We start from the raw sequence: 15,049 nt of genomic DNA, 5'->3' as shown, positions 1-15,049 counted from the left end.
CCTCAGCGGTTGCGGCTCTGCATGTAGACGAGCTTCTCGAACAGGGTCAGGTCCTGCTCGTTCTTCAGCAGCGCGCCCACCAGCGGCGGGATCGCGACCTTGTCGTCCTGCGTCTGCAGCGCCTCGGCCGGGATGTCCTCGGCCAACAGCAGCTTGAGCCAGTCGATCAGCTCGGAGGTCGAGGGCTTCTTCTTCAGCCCCGGCAGCTTGCGCACGTCGTAGAAGGTCTTCAGCGCCGCCGCCAGCAGCTCCTTCTTGAGGCCCGGGAAGTGGACGTCGACGATGGCCTGCATCGTGTCGGCCTCGGGGAACTTGATGTAGTGGAAGAAGCAGCGCCGCAGGAAGGCGTCCGGCAGTTCCTTCTCGTTGTTGGAGGTGATGAAGACCAGCGGCCGGTGCTTGGCGCGCACCCACTCGCGGGTCTCGTAGACGTAGAACTCCATCCGGTCGAGCTCGCGCAGCAGGTCGTTGGGGAACTCGATGTCGGCCTTGTCGATCTCGTCGATCAGCAGCGCCACCGGCGTGTCCGAGGCGAAGGCCTGCCACAGCGTGCCCTGGACGATGTAGTTGGAGATGTCGCGCACCTTGTCGTCGCCGAGCTGGCTGTCGCGCAGGCGGGAGACGGCGTCGTACTCGTACAGGCCCTGCTGCGCCTTGGTCGTGCTCTTCACATGCCACTGCAGCAGCGGCAGTCCCAGGGACTTGGCGACCTCCTCGGCCAGCAGCGTCTTGCCGGTGCCCGGTTCGCCCTTGACCAGCAGCGGCCGCTTCAAGGTGATGGCCGCGTTGACCGCCAGCATCAGATCCGGCGTGGCGACATAGTCCTGGGAACCTTTGAATTTCATGAGGGGTTTCTCTAGCGCAGCGGTGAAAACCAGTATATAGGGCCCCCCCTATAATCGCGCCGCCCCAAATCCTCGAAGATCGGGACCATGAGAAGACAACTGCAGATCTCCCTCGCGTTGATGCTGGCCGGAAGTGCGTTTGTTGTATCCGCTCAGTCCAACGCCCCTTCGTCGCCCGCGCCGGGACAAGCGCCGGCAGCGACCCCACCCGCCGCGGCAACACCTGGCCCCCAGGCGCCGGTGCAGGCCAAGGTGGCCATGTGCATCGGTTGCCACGGCATCCCGGGTTACCAGGCCACCTTCCCCGAGGTCCACAAGGTCCCGATGATCGCGGGCCAGAACGCCAAGTACATCGCCTCGGCGCTGACCGCCTACGCCAAGGGTGACCGCAAGCATCCGACGATGCGCGGCATCGCGCTGCCACTGGGCGACAAGGACATCGTCGAGATCTCCGAGTACTACGCCGGCCTGGCCCAGGTCGAGGCGGTGCCGGCCACGGTCGAGGCGCCCGCCGACGTGAAGAAGCTGCTCGACAAGGGCGCCTGCGCCAGCTGTCATGGCGCCAACTTCAGCAAGCCCATCGACGGCACCTATCCGAAGATCGCCGGCCAGCACGCCGACTACCTGTACGTCGCGCTCAAGTCCTACCAGATCCAGGGCAAGCCCTATCACGGCCGCAGCAACGCGGTGATGGCGGGCCAGGTCAAGCAGTTCACCCACGCGGAACTCAAGACGCTGTCCCAGTACCTGGCCAGCTTGCCGTCCGAACTCCGTACAGTCCCGCAGTCCCGGTTCCGCTGAACCGTGGCACGCTGAGGCCGGGCTCCCGGCCGCGGCGCGAAGACAATCACGAACCGCCCCGAGGGGCGGTTTTTTTCATGGTCGCCTGACTGTGCGAGCGCCGGGGAGGGCGCCATACTGTGTTGTCCTGGACGAAAACGCCAGTCATGCTGAAGAAGATTCCGACGTCGGATGTCAAGCTGGGCATGTTCCTGCAGGGGATGGAGGGCTCGTGGTTGTCCCATCCATTCTGGAAGACCAAGTTCGTCCTGACGGACCCCGAGGACCTGAAGGCCTTGAAGGCGAGCGGCGTGCCTTTCTGCTGGATCGACGCCTCCAAGGGGCTGGACGTGGCGCCCCCGGCGGCGGCCCAAGGCGCGGCGCCGGCCGCGCCCGAGGCTCCGGCGGTGGTGCAGGCCGCGCCCCGGCTGGAGCTCGGGACCGCGCCGGCGTCGATGGGCGAGGAGCTCGAGCGCGCGTCGCAGGTCATGCAGCGCTCCAAGCGCGCGGTGATGAACCTGTTCGGCGAGGCCCGGCTGGGCAAGGCGATCGACGCCGAGCAATGCCTGCCCCTGGTGGCCGAGGTGGCCAGTTCGGTGGAGCGCAATCCGTCGGCGCTGATCAGCCTGGCGCGGCTCAAGACCAAGGACGACTACACCTACATGCATTCGGTGGCGGTGTGCGCGCTGATGGTGTCGCTGTCCCGCCAGATGGGCCTGGACGAGGCGCAGACCCGCGAGGCCGGCCTGGCCGGGCTGCTGCACGACGTCGGCAAGATGGCGATGCCGCTGAACGTGCTGAACAAGCCGGGCGCGCTGACCGATGCCGAGTTCGCGATCATGCGCGACCATCCGACGCGCGGCCACGAGATGCTCAAGGAGGGCACCTCGGTGCCCGAGGCGGCGCTGGACGTGGCGCTGCGCCACCACGAGAAGATGGACGGCAGCGGTTACCCCGGCAAGCTCGCGGGCGAGCAGATCAGCCTGCTCTCGCGCATGGGCGCGGTGTGCGACGTCTACGACGCGATCACCTCGAACCGGCCCTACAAGAACGCCTGGGATCCGGCGTCCTCGCTGGCGCGGATGGCGCAATGGACCGGCCACTTCGATCCGCGCGTGTTCCAGGCCTTCGTCAAGTGCGTGGGCATCTACCCGGTCGGCACGCTGGTGAAGCTGCAGTCGGGCAAGCTCGCCGTGGTGCTGGAGCAGAACGCGACCGCGCTGACGGCGCCGCGGGTGCGGGTGTTCTATTCGACCAAGTCGCAGATGCCGATCCCGACGCAGGTCCTGGACCTGTCCTCGCCCGGGGCGACGGACCGCATCATCGGCCGCGAGGATCCGGCCACCTGGGGCTTCCAGAAGCTCGATGAACTCTGGCAGACGCCGGCGGGGTGAGCGTCGGCGCAGGCGCCAACGGCATGTTTCGGTGGGCGGGCCAGACTCGATTGAGTGGCGGGCTCCGAGTTTCGAGGCGAAGGTCTCCTAGTCGGGGTCATGGTCCTTCCGAACGCGCCGCTCGAAGATGCGGACCTCGCGCCGATGTCTGGCGCTGGAGGGCATCCGATGGCAGTGAGTTGGAAGGATGAAGCGGACGGCGTGGAGGACGATGTCACCGGGCCGGCGGAAGAGCGCGCGGAACCGGTGTCGCCCCTCACGCCGCCCTATGACGTGGTGTCCTACACCGGTGAGGTATCGGTTGCCGGCTATGAACGACTGAGCACCCTGGTTGAGACCGGGAAGACGCACGACGATGTGCTGCTCGTGCTCGAGACGGCCGGCGGTGACCCGGATGCTGCGTTTCGAATCGCACGGGCATTGAGCCACCACTATCGGCAGATGCATGTGCTGATCCCCCGCTATTGCAAGAGTGCGGGGACGCTGATTGCGTTGGGTGCCTCGGCGCTTTACATGGACGACAGGAGCGAACTGGGCCCGCTTGACGTTCAGGTCTTTCGTGGCGACGAGCTGGGTGTGACGAGTTCAAGCCTTGAGCAACTGACGGCGGCCAACATCCTCTTGGCCCAGTTCATGACGGCCTTCCAGGTGTCCTTGCTGGACCTGTCCGAACGTGGCCTCTCCACACGCGTGGCGTCCGAGATTGCCGCGGACATCGCGGCGAAGCTGCTGCGGCCAATGGCGGAGCAGGTGAACCCGCAACGATTGGCCGAGATGCATCGTGCAATGACGATCGCGCATGCCTATGGCCGGCGTCTTGCAGAACGAGGGCGCAACGTCGAGCCGGGCGGTCTGGCCGAGCTGGTTGCTGGCTATCCGTCCCACTCCTTTGTCATCGATCGGAAAGAGGCGCGGCGACTGCTGCGCAACGTCTGGCCCGTGGACGAGGGACTTCGGGCCATCGTGGACCGATGCCGCACTCGCCCACTTGACGACCACGACGGTGGCCCCGTCGTCTCGGTTCATGGTTTCCCATTTGCATTCGAGGGGTGCATCCATGTATGAACGACTCAATCCACTTGATCTGCTGATCCACAGCAAGCGGGAAATGCTCAAACAGATCCTCACCTTGTATCCCGGCCTTTTCGACCTGGATCGCAAGCCGGGGTCGCCGCTCGCCGCGCGGCGGCAGGAGGAGCGGTGGGCCTCATATTCGCAGGAAGGGGCCAGCCCCTGGAGTGCGCGACGCGCTGTTGCGGCAATCCGAGAACCGTCCGGAAAGACCCCGACCACCCGCTGACCCCGGCCTGCCTACACTCGGCCGACATTCACAGAGTCGTCGGGAGACCGGGATGACGCGCATGCTCATGCTGCTGGCGCTGTGCGCCGGCGTGGTCGGTGGGGCGGTCGGCGCGGCGTCGACCGCCGCGGCGCAGACGCTGCGCTGGGCCAGCCAGGGCGATGCCCAGACCATGGACCCGCACTCGCAGAACGAGAGCCTGACCAACGGGATGAACTCGCAGGTCTACGAGCGCCTCACCGCCCGCGACAAGCAGCTCAACATCGTGCCGGGTCTTGCCACCGAATGGACGCAGATCGGCCCGCTCGTCTGGCGCTTCAAGCTGCGGCCCAACGTCCGGTTCCACGATGGCTCGGCCTTCACCGCGGACGATGTCGTCTTCTCGCTGCAGCGCGCCAAGGCACCGACCTCCCAGCTCGCGGTCTACGCCAACGCGGTCGGCACCGCCCGCAAGATCGATGAGCTCACCGTCGAGATCACCCAGCCGCGCTTCAATCCGATCTTCCTGCAGCACCTGGACCTGCTGTTCATCATGAGCAAGTCCTGGAGCGAGCAGCACAAGGTCACGCGCCCGCTCAGCTTCAAGGACAACGAGGAAAGCCACGCCAGCTTCAACGCCAACGGCACCGGCCCCTTCATGCTGGTGCGCCGTCAGCCCGGCATCCGCACCGTCTACAAGCGCAACCCGAACTGGTGGGGCCGCTTCGAGGGCAACGTGCAGGAGGTCCAGTTCACGCCGATCTCCAACGACGCGACGCGGCTGGCCGCGCTGGTGTCGGGCGAGATCGACCTGCTGCTGGACCCCGCGCCGCGCGACGTCCCGCGGCTGCGCGCCACGCCCGGCGTGCAGGTGCTGGAGGGGCTCGAGAACCGCCTCGTCTTCATCGGCATGGACCAGGCGCGCGACACGCTGGTGTACGGCCGCGCGCCGGGCGGCAGAAACCCGTTCCAGGACCTGCGCGTGCGCCGCGCGATGTACCAGGCCATCGACATCGAAGCCATCCACAAGCGCCTGATGAACGGGCTGTCGCAACCCACCGGCGGCCTCACGCCGTCGCCGCTGGGGGCCTATGACGATCCGGCGCTCGAGACGCGCCTGCCGTTCGACCTCGCCGCCGCCCGCAAGGGCATGGCCGACGCCGGCTATCCCGACGGTTTCGAGGTCACGCTGGACTGCCCCAACAACCGCTACGTCAACGACGAGGGCATCTGCCTGGCGCTCGCCTCGATGTGGGCGCAGATCAAGCTCAAGGTGAAGGTCAACGCGATGCCGCGGGTGCTCTATTTCCCCAAGCTGGAGCGCTACGAGACCAGCCTCTACCTGATGGGCTGGGGCGGCGCGATCACCGATGCCGAGACCATCCTCACGCCGGTCTACCGCAGTGACGACAAGGCCTCCGGCGCCGGCTTCTACAACTACGGCCGCTCGCGGAATCCGAAGTTCGACCAGCTCGCGGCCGCGTCCTCGGCCGAGGCCGATCCGGTCAAGCGCGAGGCGCTCATCAAGGCGGCGCTGCAGGAGTACCGCGAGCAGCTGCACGTGCTGCCGCTGCATCGCCAGGCCGCGCCCTGGGCGCTGCGCCAGGGCGTGAAGGCGGTGCATCGCGCCGACAACTGGCTGGACTACGCCTGGATCACGGTGCCGAAGTGAGCCTTGCCCAGCGGCGCGGCGTCGATGGCGCGGATGCGCCTAACATCCGCCGCCTGCCTCCTGCGCCGTCATGACCGCGACCTTCGATCCCTCATTCCCGTCGACCTCCTCTTCGCCGAGCCCGGCCAGCCCGGCTTCGTTCGCGACGACGGCCGCCCCGGCCCAGCGGCAGTGGCTGGCCCGCCTGGGCGCCGACTACCGCCTCGAGCGAGGACGTTGCGTCGTCAGCCATGAGCACGATGGGCCGCTGCGCCTGCTCAAGAGCCTCTACCCGGAAGGCGACGCGATCTGCCACAGCGTGCTCGTCCATCCGCCCAGCGGGCTGGTCGGCGGCGACACCCTGGACATCGCGGTGACGGTCGGCGAGGGCGCCCATGCGCTGGTGACCACGCCCGGCGCCACGCGCTTCTACCGCAGCCCGGACGGCGCGCCTGCCTCGCAGCGTGTGCGGGCGACGCTGGGCGTGGGCGCGCGCCTGGAATGGCTGCCGCTCGAGGCGATCGCCTACCCCGGCTGCGAAGCGGTCAACGAGGCGCGCTTCACGCTGGCGCCGACGGCCGAATTGCTGGCCTGGGACATCACCGCGCTCGGGCTGCCCGGCGCAGGGCAGCCGTTCTCGAGTGGCCGCTTCCTGCAGCACCTGGAGATCCCCGGCGTGTGGCTGGAGCGCGGCCGGCTGGACGCGGTCGACGCGCTGCTGATGGACGGCGAGCTCGGCCTGGCCGGGCAGCGTTGCCTGGGCACCCTGGTCTTCGCCAGCGGCGCCGCGCTGGATCGCGATCGCCGTGAACGCGCGCTGGACGCGGTGCGCGCGTTGATCGACGCCGATCCGCTGCGCGCGAGCGCCGGCGCGACCGCCGCGCAGGACGGCGTGCTGGTGGTGCGGGTGCTGGGACCGGTGGTCGAGCCGGTCGCGCTGCTGCTGCGGCGTTGCTGGGCCGCCTGGCGTCACGCCTTGTGGGACCTGGACGGCACCACGCCCCGCTTGTGGGCGATGTAGCCGGGCCCTCGCCGCGCGGGCCGCATCCCTCGGAGAGGGGACGGCGATTCATGTCGGTGTGGCAACGATGTCTCAGATTGGTAGCCAGCGCCCTGGCGCTGCGCTTAGCATGGCCGCTCCACGTCCGGTCTCCAGGGGAGGTGATCGCATGGCTTCACGTACCGCTTCGTGCAGTTGCGGCCAATTGAAGATCGTGGTGCAGGGTGAGCCGTTGGGAACCGGCCTCTGCCACTGCCTGGCGTGCCAGCGCCGCACGGGCAGTGTCTTCGCGGCGCTGGCGGCCTTTGCCGAACCTTATGAGGTCATCGGCATCGCGACCGAATTCGTGCGCGCCGGCGACCGGGGCGCCCGATTCCGATTCCATTTCTGCCCGGTGTGCGGCAGCACCGTCTTCCACACGGAGGAGGGGGTCGAGGGATCGGTCGGCGTGGCGGTGGGGGGATTCGGGGATCCGGATTTCCCGCCGCCGCAGGACTCGGTCTACACCTGCCGCATGCATGGCTGGGTCCGGCTGCCGCAGGACGTCCGCGCCTACGACCGCGATCCGATGTAGCGCCGCGGCGTTGACCGCATCGATCCCGGGCACCCCGCCTCCGCCATGACTCTTCGGCGAGGCGCCCGGGCCGATGGGGCGGGACTCAACGGCGGGTGGCGGCTTCCGGCGGCCTCAAGCAGCCTCAGGCGGCCAGGCGCAGGTCGGGACGGACGACGCGTGTCTCCGCCACGGGGCGCAGCGGCTGCGCCAGTCGCAGCAGGTGGCCCGGTTCGCTCAGGAAGCGCATGCGCTCGGCGTTGCTCATCGCGTCGAGGGCACCAGGCTGTGCGCTCAACTGCTCCAGGCGCTGGCGACGCACCTGCGCGCGCATGCCCTGGCCCACGTCGCGGCGGCCCATCGCCTCGGCCGCCAGCGCGGTCAGGCGGCGGCTGGCGAGCAGGTCGGCGAAGCCGGGAAGGTGGCGTTCCTGGCGGCCATAGGCCCAGGCGTTACGCAGCACGGTCGGGGTCTGGCTCTCTTCGGGGATCAGCAGCAGGCCGGCGCGGCGCATGCGCTCGCCCAGGCGGGCGCGGCTGGACAGCACGGTGATCGGCGCGGCCAGCAGCAGCGGCAGCGCGATCGGCGCGATCCAGATCAGCGTCGACGGGCTCAGCGCGCCGATCGCCGCGGCGATCACCGCAGTGATCGCGCTGATGCGGCCGTAGGCGGCGAAGGCCTCGCGCCAGGACACGTCCTCGGCGGCCCGCGGCGGCGACTTCCAGTCCAGCGAGATGCCGGTCAACGCGACCACGCAGAAGATCGAATGGGCGACCATGCGCAGCGGCGCCTGCAGCAGCGACATGCCGGCCTCGGTGGCGCAGGAGGCCAGCAGCTTCAGCGTGCCGCCGTACTGCGACTGCTCGCCGCGCAGGATCAGCGCGGCCACCGACAGCAGGCGCGGCAGCACCAGCATGCCGATCGTGCCTAGCCACAGCGCGGCCACGCCCGGGGCCAGCGAACCGTCTTCCATGAAGGGCTGGAAGGCCTCGTTGCCGCCGACGTTCCACAGCAGCACGCCCAGGCCCACGTACAGCAGCCACAGCGGCGCGGCGAGGTAGGACAGCGCGCCGGTGACCAGCATCGCGCGGTGCACGCCGTGCAGGCCGGGCTCGGCGATCAGACCGGCGTTCTGGATGTTGCCCTGGCACCAGCGGCGGTCGCGCTGCAGCTCGGCCAGCAGGTGCGGCGGCTGCTGTTCATACGAACCCGGCAGGTCCGCCACCAGCCACACCTGGTAGCCGGCGCGACGCATCAGCGCGGCCTCGACGAAGTCGTGCGACATGATCTCCTTGCCGCGCAGCGGGGCCAGGGCGCAGTGCTTCATGAAGGGCTCGACGCGGATGATCGCGTTGTGGCCCCAGTAGTGCGCCTCGCCCAGCTGCCAGAACTGCATGCCGGCGGCGAACAGGCGCCCCGTCACGCGGCTCGCGAACTGCTGCGCGCGGGCATGCGGCGTGTCGTGGCCGCAGACCTGGTTGGCGGCCTGCAGGATGCCGGCGCGCGGGTTCTTTTCCATCAGGCGCACCAGGCCCAGCAGGCAGTCACCGCTCATGACGCTGTCGGCGTCCAGCACCACCATGTAGCGGTAGTTGCGGCCCCAGCGGCGGCAGAAGTCGGCCACGTTGCCGGCCTTCTTCTTCACGCGGCGCTGACGCCAGCGGTAGTGGATGCGACCGCGGCCGGCGAACTGCGCGCGCAGCTCGGCCCAGGCGGCCAGCTCCTGCGTGCGGCATTCCGGATCGGAGCTGTCGGACAGGATGTAGACGTCGAACAGCCGCAGCGCGCCGGCCGCCGCGAGCGACTCGCAGCTGGCGCGCAGGCCGGCGAAGACGGTGGTGACGTCCTCGTTGCAGATCGGCATGACCAGCGCGGTGCGGGCGTCGGCGCCCAGCGGCTCGTTGCCGGCGTCCTTGATCGAGATGGCGTGACGGTCGCCGCGCAGCATCACCCAGAAGCCCATCACCGCGGTGACGCAGCCGGCGCTGACCCAGGCGAAGAGCAGGGCGAACAGCGCCAGGTGCACGCACTGCAGCGCGAAGGCCCAAGGGTCGCTGGCCCAGCCGTTGTGGGTCTGCCAGAGCACGCCGGTGGCCAGCGCGGTGGCGCCGGCGATGGACAGCTTGAGCGCGTTGCGCCGGTTCCGGGCCGCGGTTTCCCAGGCCTGAGGCGGCTCGGAGGCCGGCAGCGACTCGACCGGCGGCGTGCGCTGGCCCCAGGGCCGCGGCACCATCGCGCCGCGCTTGATGGCCGGCGCGCTCGGGCCGACCGGACCGGGGGCCGAGGCGGCGGGATGCAGGGCGGAATGCGTCATGTCGGGCTCCTTCACTGGGGAGGAAGAATCAGGCTCCAGGTCTCGGTGAGGACCTGCTGCTTCGTCTGGAGGAAGCCGCGCAGCTCGGTCGACTGACCGGGGCGCAACTGCTTGATGCGGACGGCCATGCGCCAGCCGCCGGTGACCGGATTCGGATAGGCGTTGACCTCGGTCACCTCGCCGTTGGCGTTGGTGCTGGCGATGGCCTTGACCTCGGCGCCGGGCTGCAGCGCGGCCAGCGACGGGCCTTCGAAGTCGACGATGAACTGCTGCTCGTTCTTGTCGAGCTTGGCGTAGCTGTAGCCGGTGCGGGTCTGCACCGCCCAGGCGCCGGGCGGACGCTGCTGCTGCTCGCCCTGCAGGTGCAGGCGGTACGAGTAGTCCAGCGGCTGGCCCGGGGCCGGCTGCTTCGCCGGGACCCAGTAGGCGACGATGTTGTCGTGGGTCTCGTCGGGCGTGTGCAGCGACATCAGCTCGACCCGGCCCGGCCCCCAGTCGCTGGTGGGCTCGACCCAGGCGGAGGGCCGCATCTCGTAGCGGGCCTCGGTGTCCTCGTAGCTGGAGAAGCGGCGGTCGCGCTGCATCAGGCCGAAGCCCTTCACGCCCGGCAGCGTGAACGAGGTGGTCAGCGTGCCATTGGGATTGATCAGCGGGCGCCAGATCCACTCGCCGCTGCTGCTGGCCACCATCAGGCCGTCGCTGTCGTGGACTTCGGGCCGGAAGTCGCCCTTCTGCGGCTGGTTCTCGCCGAACAGGTACATCGAGGTCAGCGGCGCCAGCGCCAGCGTCGCCACCGGGGCGCGCACGAACAGGCGCACGCGGGTCTCGACGACGGTCTCGGCGCCGGGCTTGATGACGAAGGTGTAGGCACCGCTGGCGCGGGGCGAGTCCATCAGCGCATGCACGGTCAGCGTCTTGGCGTCGGCGCCGGGGCGCTCGATCCAGAACTCGCTGAAGCGCGGGAATTCCTCGCCCTTGCCGCCCACCGTGTCGATGGCCAGGCCGCGTGCCGACAGCCCGTAATGCTGGTTGGCGCCCAGCACGCGGAAGTAGCTCGCGCCCAGGAAGACGGCGAGCTCGTCCTTGTACTTGTCGTTGTTGAGGTGGTAATGCGCGCGGAAGCCGGCGTAACCGACATCGCCCCACTTGCCCGGCGAGAGCTGGCTGTTCTTGCCGTAGTCGAAGTCCTCGCGCTTGAACGGGACCGCCCGGGCCTGGCCGCCGACGATCTCGTTGATGCGCACGGCCTGGGTCTGGTAGTGGCCCAGGTGGAAGAACATCAGCTCGAAGGGCAGCCGCTCCTGGCGCCACAGCGCGCGATCCGGCTTGAAGCGGATGTCGCGCATCTGGTCGTAGTTGAGCTGCTTGAGCTCGGCCGGCAGGTTGTCCGGCGGCGCGACGTAGGGCTTGGCCGCCAGCCCCTTGGCGCGTTCGGCGATCTCGTCGAAGCCGAAGGCCTGGGCGGCGGACGCCGCGGCCAGCAGGCCGGCGCCGACGGCCAGCCCGATGAACGATCCGATCCACCGACGTTGGTCAGCCTGGCGGCGAGCGCTGGTCGCCGGGATGCGGGCCTGAGGGGTGAGGGCGTGAATAGTTCGCATGTGGCGGGCCTTTCTGCAAGGCCCGTGCCACCGGCGATTTCTCTTTCAGATCAACAACTTACGCGTTTTGTGCGCTGCCGCACCGTGAATTTTCTGTCGCCGGGCGGCGACGCTGACGGTGGGTTTTTCTGCAAGTTGTTGATTTTGAATGAATTTTCTTGTCGCTATTCGGCGACAGGTCCTTCGGACCGGAACATCGAGGGCTCCAGTCCGTTGCGCTGCAGCAAGCGGTAGAACTCGGTCCGGTTGCGGTCGGCGAGCCGCGCGGCATCGGCGACGTTGCCGTCGGTGAGCTTGAGCAGGCCGACCAGGTACTCCCGCTCGAAACGCTGTCGCGCTTCCGCGTAAGGAAGTACTTCGACGCTGGGCGAGCGCAGCGCGCGCTGCACCAGCGAGAGCGGGATCAGCGGCGAGGTCGCCAGCGCGCTCACCTGCTCGACGACGTTGTGGAGCTGGCGCACGTTGCCCGGCCAGGAGGCCATCGTGAGCGCCTTGAGCGCGTCGGGCGCGAAGCCGTTGAGGCGCTTGTCGTACTTCAGCGCGAGCTTCTGCAGGAAGTGCTGCGCGAGCAGCGGGATGTCCTCGCGGCGCTCGGCCAGGCTGGGCAGCGTCAGGCTGACGACGTTGAGCCGGTAATAGAGGTCCTCGCGGAATTGGCCTTCGGCGAGCGCGGCCTCCAGGTCGCGGTGGGTGGCCGACAGGATGCGCACGTCGATCGGCACCGATGCGCTGGCGCCGACCGGGCGCACCTGGTGTTCCTGCAGCACGCGCAGCAGCTTGACCTGCAGCGGCAGCGGCATGTCGCCGATCTCGTCGAGCAGCAGCGTGCCGCCGTCGGCGGCCTGGAAGAGACCGCGGTGGTTGGCCAGCGCGCCGGTGAAGGCGCCCTTGACGTGGCCGAACAGTTCCGACTCGAGCAGCGGCTCCGGGATCGCGCCGCAGTTGACGGCGACGAAGGGCCGCTTGGCGCGCGGGCTGGCGGCATGGATCGCGCGGGCCAGCAGCTCCTTGCCGGAGCCGCTCTCGCCGCGGATCAGCACCGGGGCCTGCGAGGCCGCGACCAGGCGCGCCTCGGCCAGCACCTCGGCCATCACGTTGGAGCGGCTGACGATGGACTCGCGCCAGGCCTGGTCGGGGCTGTCGTCCTGGTGGACCGCGGTGAGGGTCAGGGCTTGCGCGATGGTGTCCAGCAGGGCGCGACCGTCGAAGGGCTTGGTCAGGTAGGTGTAGACGCCCTGCGCGGTGGCGGCGACCGCGTCCGGGATGGTGCCGTGCGCGGTCAGCAGGATCACCGGCAGCGCGGGGTGGCGCTCGCGGATGGTGTTGAACAGCGCCAGGCCGTCCATGCCAGGCAGCTGCACGTCGCTGAGCACCAGCGCGGGGCGTTGCACGTCCATCTGCGCCAGCGCGGCCTCGGCGCTGGCCACGGCGGTGACGTCGTAGCCGGCCGCTTCCAGCCGCATCGACAGCAGCTTCAGCAGGTCGGCGTCGTCGTCGACGATGAGGAGTCTCGCGCCTGCGCTCATGCGCTTGCCTCCGAGGAGCGGCCCTGCTCTTCGCTCATGGCTTGTCGAGCGCCGAGCGCGGCCCGCCGAGGCTGCGTTCGATCGCCTTGAGCGCCTCGAGCTTGCGGTTGGCTTCGTCGAGCCGCCGTTGCAGGTCGTCGCGGACCTGCTTGGTTTTCTCGAGCTCGCCTTCCATGCGCCGCTGCTCGGCGACGCGGTCGGCGAGGAACTGGGCGATGGGGCGCCACTCGTTGGCCTCCGGCCGGGCGTCGCGCAGCACCTGGTCGAGCAGGGTCTGGGCGCGGAAGGTTTCGCCGTTGTTGTGGCTGAACATCAGCGCCAGCGCCAGCTGCACCGCGTTGCCGGGCGGCAGCGTGGCATCGTCGCGCGGCGCGACTTCCTGGCCCAGCTCGAGCGGGCTGAGCTGGCGCAGGCGGTCGTTGGCATTGAGCACGATGCGCGCCGCGTTGTCGGTGGGCGCCACGACGGGCACCTGCACCGGCACCTCGACGCGGACCTCCTTGACGATGGTGCGGGGCGGCTGCTGCGCGCAGCCCGCCGCGAGCAGGGCCACCGCCACCGCGGCGACGGCGGCAAGCGGGACGGGTGGCCGCGCGGTCAGGCGGTGAGGGACTTCAGGGACCGTGGCGTGTGGGCGCATGGCAGCGTGATTCTGAAATGTGCGCCCTGGTCGGCGGGCAGCAGGTCGATGTGACCGCCATGGGCGGCGATGTATTCGGTGACGATGGACAGGCCGATGCCGGTGCCCTTGAGGGCATCGTCGGGCTGGCGCTCGCCGCGATAGAAGGGCTCGAAGATGCGGGCCTGGTCCGCCGGCGCGACGCCCGGGCCGTCGTCGCGCAAGTCGATGGTGAGCTGGCCGCCCTGGCGCGCGAGGTCGATGTCGACGTGGCCGCCGGGCGGGGCGAAGCGTATCGCATTGGAGAGCAGGTTGCCGACCGCGGCCGCGATCTTGGCCGGGTCGACCTCCGCTTCGAGCGGGCCGCCGGACAGGCGCACTTGCAATCCGCGTGCCTGCCACTGCAGGCGCTGGTGGTCGATCGTGCCCTGGATCAGGGACACCAGCTCGGTGCGCTGCGGCTTGAGGTCGCGGGCCTCGAAGGCCGCGGCATTGAAGCGCAGCAGGTCCTCGATCTGGCGCTGCAGCACGGCGGTGTTGTCGCGCAGGATGCGGGCGACCTCCTTCTGCTTGTCGTTCAGCGGCCCGGCGACCTCGTCCTCGAGCAGCGCGGTGCCCTCGCGCAGCGCCGCCAGCGGCGTCTTGAGCTCATGCGAGACATGCCGCAGGAAACGCGCCTTGTCGGCATCGAGCTCGGCCAGCCGCAGGCGCAGCCAGTCCAGCCGCTGGCCCAGCGAGCGCAGGTCGGCCGGGCCGGGGATCTCGATGCGGTCGTCCAGGCGGTTCTCGCCCAGGCCGGCGATGGCGCGCTCCAGGCGGCGCAGCGGGCGGGTCAGGAAGATGCCGAACACCAGCGACAGCAGCGCCGCCACGGCGATCGCGCCGAGGACCTGCTGACCGAGCAGCACGCGGCCGTTCTCGAGCTTGTCCTGCAGCACGCGGTTGCTGGTCTCGGCATGGCGGCGGACGTCCTCGGCCAGGCCGCCGGTCAGGCCGCCGAGCTCGCGGAAACGCGTCATCAGCTCGGTCTCGCGCCTGCGCGCGTTGGCGGGGAGGGCGCGCGGGCTGTCCATCAGCGCGCGGATCTCGTCGAGCTTGGCTTTCCACGCCTCCAGCGGCGCCGGCGTCAGCCCCTGCGCGCGCAGCAGGCCCAGCACATGCTCGGCATCGTCGGCATCCTCCTCGAAGCGCCTGCGCAGCGCCTGGTCCTCCAGCACCGCGTACTGGCGCGCGGCGCGCTCCATGCTGACGCCGCGATCGCCCAGCTGCTGCACCTGACCGCTCATGCGGGCGGCTCGCACGACGGCCTCGCGGCTCTGCATCGTCAGCCGCTCCAGCGTCAGCAGCCCGCCCAGCGACGCGGCGGCGAGCAGGCCCGCGATCGACAGGAAGCCGATCAGCAGCATCTGGCGGAAGGACATGCGGTGGAGGCTGAACATCGGCCGGCATGTTAGCGGCGGCCCCGCGCTCCCCGCGCCGGCCGGGGC

Annotated in this window: 13 protein-coding genes; 7 read left to right on the top strand and 6 right to left on the bottom strand. The window is 69.5% G+C overall.

All coding sequences use genetic code 11. The annotated features are described in order from the left end of the window. Nucleotides 1–2: 2 nt before the first annotated feature. Nucleotides 3–845, bottom strand: a complete 843-nt coding sequence (locus tag FHT37_RS12715) for a MoxR family ATPase (protein WP_099861416.1) — start codon at nt 843–845, stop codon at nt 3–5. Between the two features lie 99 nt (nt 846–944). Here FHT37_RS12715 and FHT37_RS12710 point away from each other — a divergent pair, with 99 nt between their 5' ends. The 7 genes from FHT37_RS12710 (at nt 945) to FHT37_RS12680 (ending at nt 7,523) form a co-directional block, all read left to right on the top strand. Continuing rightward, the gene (locus tag FHT37_RS12710) at nt 945–1,646 is read left to right on the top strand and encodes a c-type cytochrome (RefSeq protein WP_409072712.1); all 702 of its coding nucleotides are present in this window, start codon (nt 945–947) and stop codon (nt 1,644–1,646) included. 146 nt (nt 1,647–1,792) lie between these two features. Further along, nucleotides 1,793–3,019, top strand: coding sequence for an HD-GYP domain-containing protein (locus tag FHT37_RS12705; RefSeq protein WP_183481803.1), 1,227 nt, complete (start codon nt 1,793–1,795; stop codon nt 3,017–3,019). Nucleotides 3,020–3,187: 168 nt separating this feature from the next. Further along, a complete protein-coding gene (locus tag FHT37_RS12700) occupies nt 3,188–4,084 on the top strand; it encodes an SDH family Clp fold serine proteinase (RefSeq protein WP_183481800.1) in 897 nt (298 codons plus the stop codon). Next, nucleotides 4,077–4,319 carry a hypothetical protein gene (locus FHT37_RS12695; protein WP_141225318.1) on the top strand — a complete coding sequence of 81 codons (243 nt, stop codon included), beginning with the start codon at nt 4,077–4,079 and terminating at the stop codon, nt 4,317–4,319. Before FHT37_RS12700 ends, FHT37_RS12695 begins: the two co-directional genes overlap by 8 nt. A 52-nt stretch (nt 4,320–4,371) precedes the next feature. After that, nucleotides 4,372–5,970: an ABC transporter substrate-binding protein gene (locus FHT37_RS12690; RefSeq protein ID WP_255489628.1), complete on the top strand. Its 1,599-nt coding sequence runs from the start codon at nt 4,372–4,374 to the stop codon at nt 5,968–5,970. Between the two features lie 70 nt (nt 5,971–6,040). Then, nucleotides 6,041–6,970 (top strand): urease accessory protein UreD, encoded by a 930-nt coding sequence (locus FHT37_RS12685; protein ID WP_183481797.1) that lies wholly within the window; start codon nt 6,041–6,043, stop codon nt 6,968–6,970. Nucleotides 6,971–7,118: 148 nt separating this feature from the next. Then, complete coding sequence (locus tag FHT37_RS12680) at nt 7,119–7,523, top strand: GFA family protein (RefSeq protein WP_091725702.1); 405 nt, start codon at nt 7,119–7,121, stop codon at nt 7,521–7,523. Between the two features lie 124 nt (nt 7,524–7,647). Here the strand turns inward: FHT37_RS12680 and mdoH are convergent, their stop codons facing one another. The 5 genes from mdoH to FHT37_RS12655 form a co-directional block, all read right to left on the bottom strand. Then, entirely contained in the window at nt 7,648–9,816 is a 2,169-nt protein-coding gene (gene mdoH, locus FHT37_RS12675; protein WP_183481794.1) for a glucans biosynthesis glucosyltransferase MdoH, read from the bottom strand. An 11-nt stretch (nt 9,817–9,827) separates the two neighbouring features. Next, nucleotides 9,828–11,417 carry a glucan biosynthesis protein G gene (locus FHT37_RS12670; RefSeq protein WP_183481791.1) on the bottom strand — a complete coding sequence of 530 codons (1,590 nt, stop codon included), beginning with the start codon at nt 11,415–11,417 and terminating at the stop codon, nt 9,828–9,830. Nucleotides 11,418–11,581: 164 nt separating this feature from the next. Beyond that, on the bottom strand, nt 11,582–12,943 hold the full coding sequence (locus FHT37_RS12665) for a sigma 54-interacting transcriptional regulator (RefSeq protein ID WP_183481788.1): 1,362 nt from the start codon (nt 12,941–12,943) through the stop codon (nt 11,582–11,584). Nucleotides 12,944–12,977: 34 nt separating this feature from the next. Then, nucleotides 12,978–13,583, bottom strand: coding sequence for a hypothetical protein (locus tag FHT37_RS12660; RefSeq protein ID WP_141225317.1), 606 nt, complete (start codon nt 13,581–13,583; stop codon nt 12,978–12,980). Continuing rightward, nucleotides 13,541–15,001 (bottom strand): ATP-binding protein, encoded by a 1,461-nt coding sequence (locus FHT37_RS12655; RefSeq protein WP_183481785.1) that lies wholly within the window; start codon nt 14,999–15,001, stop codon nt 13,541–13,543. The genes FHT37_RS12660 and FHT37_RS12655 overlap by 43 nt, the downstream gene beginning before the upstream one ends. Nucleotides 15,002–15,049: the final 48 nt, after the last annotated feature.

The sequence above is a fragment of the Mitsuaria sp. BK037 genome, assembly GCF_014193045.1.
GTDB lineage: Bacteria > Pseudomonadota > Gammaproteobacteria > Burkholderiales > Burkholderiaceae_C > Roseateles.
This window is presented reverse-complemented; position numbering and strand designations above follow the sequence as displayed.

What these genes read in the sequence shown, in the direction of transcription:
- FHT37_RS12715 (WP_099861416.1), bottom strand. Translation starts at nt 845, where the DNA reads ATGAAATTCAAAGGTTCCCAGGACTATGTCGCCACGCCGGATCTGATG.
- FHT37_RS12705 (WP_183481803.1), top strand. Translation starts at nt 1,793, where the DNA reads ATGCTGAAGAAGATTCCGACGTCGGATGTCAAGCTGGGCATGTTCCTG.
- FHT37_RS12700 (WP_183481800.1), top strand. Translation starts at nt 3,188, where the DNA reads ATGGCAGTGAGTTGGAAGGATGAAGCGGACGGCGTGGAGGACGATGTC.
- FHT37_RS12695 (WP_141225318.1), top strand. Translation starts at nt 4,077, where the DNA reads ATGTATGAACGACTCAATCCACTTGATCTGCTGATCCACAGCAAGCGG.
- FHT37_RS12690 (WP_255489628.1), top strand. Translation starts at nt 4,372, where the DNA reads ATGACGCGCATGCTCATGCTGCTGGCGCTGTGCGCCGGCGTGGTCGGT.
- FHT37_RS12685 (WP_183481797.1), top strand. Translation starts at nt 6,041, where the DNA reads ATGACCGCGACCTTCGATCCCTCATTCCCGTCGACCTCCTCTTCGCCG.
- FHT37_RS12680 (WP_091725702.1), top strand. Translation starts at nt 7,119, where the DNA reads ATGGCTTCACGTACCGCTTCGTGCAGTTGCGGCCAATTGAAGATCGTG.
- mdoH (WP_183481794.1), bottom strand. Translation starts at nt 9,816, where the DNA reads ATGACGCATTCCGCCCTGCATCCCGCCGCCTCGGCCCCCGGTCCGGTC.
- FHT37_RS12670 (WP_183481791.1), bottom strand. Translation starts at nt 11,417, where the DNA reads ATGCGAACTATTCACGCCCTCACCCCTCAGGCCCGCATCCCGGCGACC.
- FHT37_RS12665 (WP_183481788.1), bottom strand. Translation starts at nt 12,943, where the DNA reads ATGAGCGCAGGCGCGAGACTCCTCATCGTCGACGACGACGCCGACCTG.
- FHT37_RS12660 (WP_141225317.1), bottom strand. Translation starts at nt 13,583, where the DNA reads ATGCGCCCACACGCCACGGTCCCTGAAGTCCCTCACCGCCTGACCGCG.
- FHT37_RS12655 (WP_183481785.1), bottom strand. Translation starts at nt 15,001, where the DNA reads ATGTTCAGCCTCCACCGCATGTCCTTCCGCCAGATGCTGCTGATCGGC.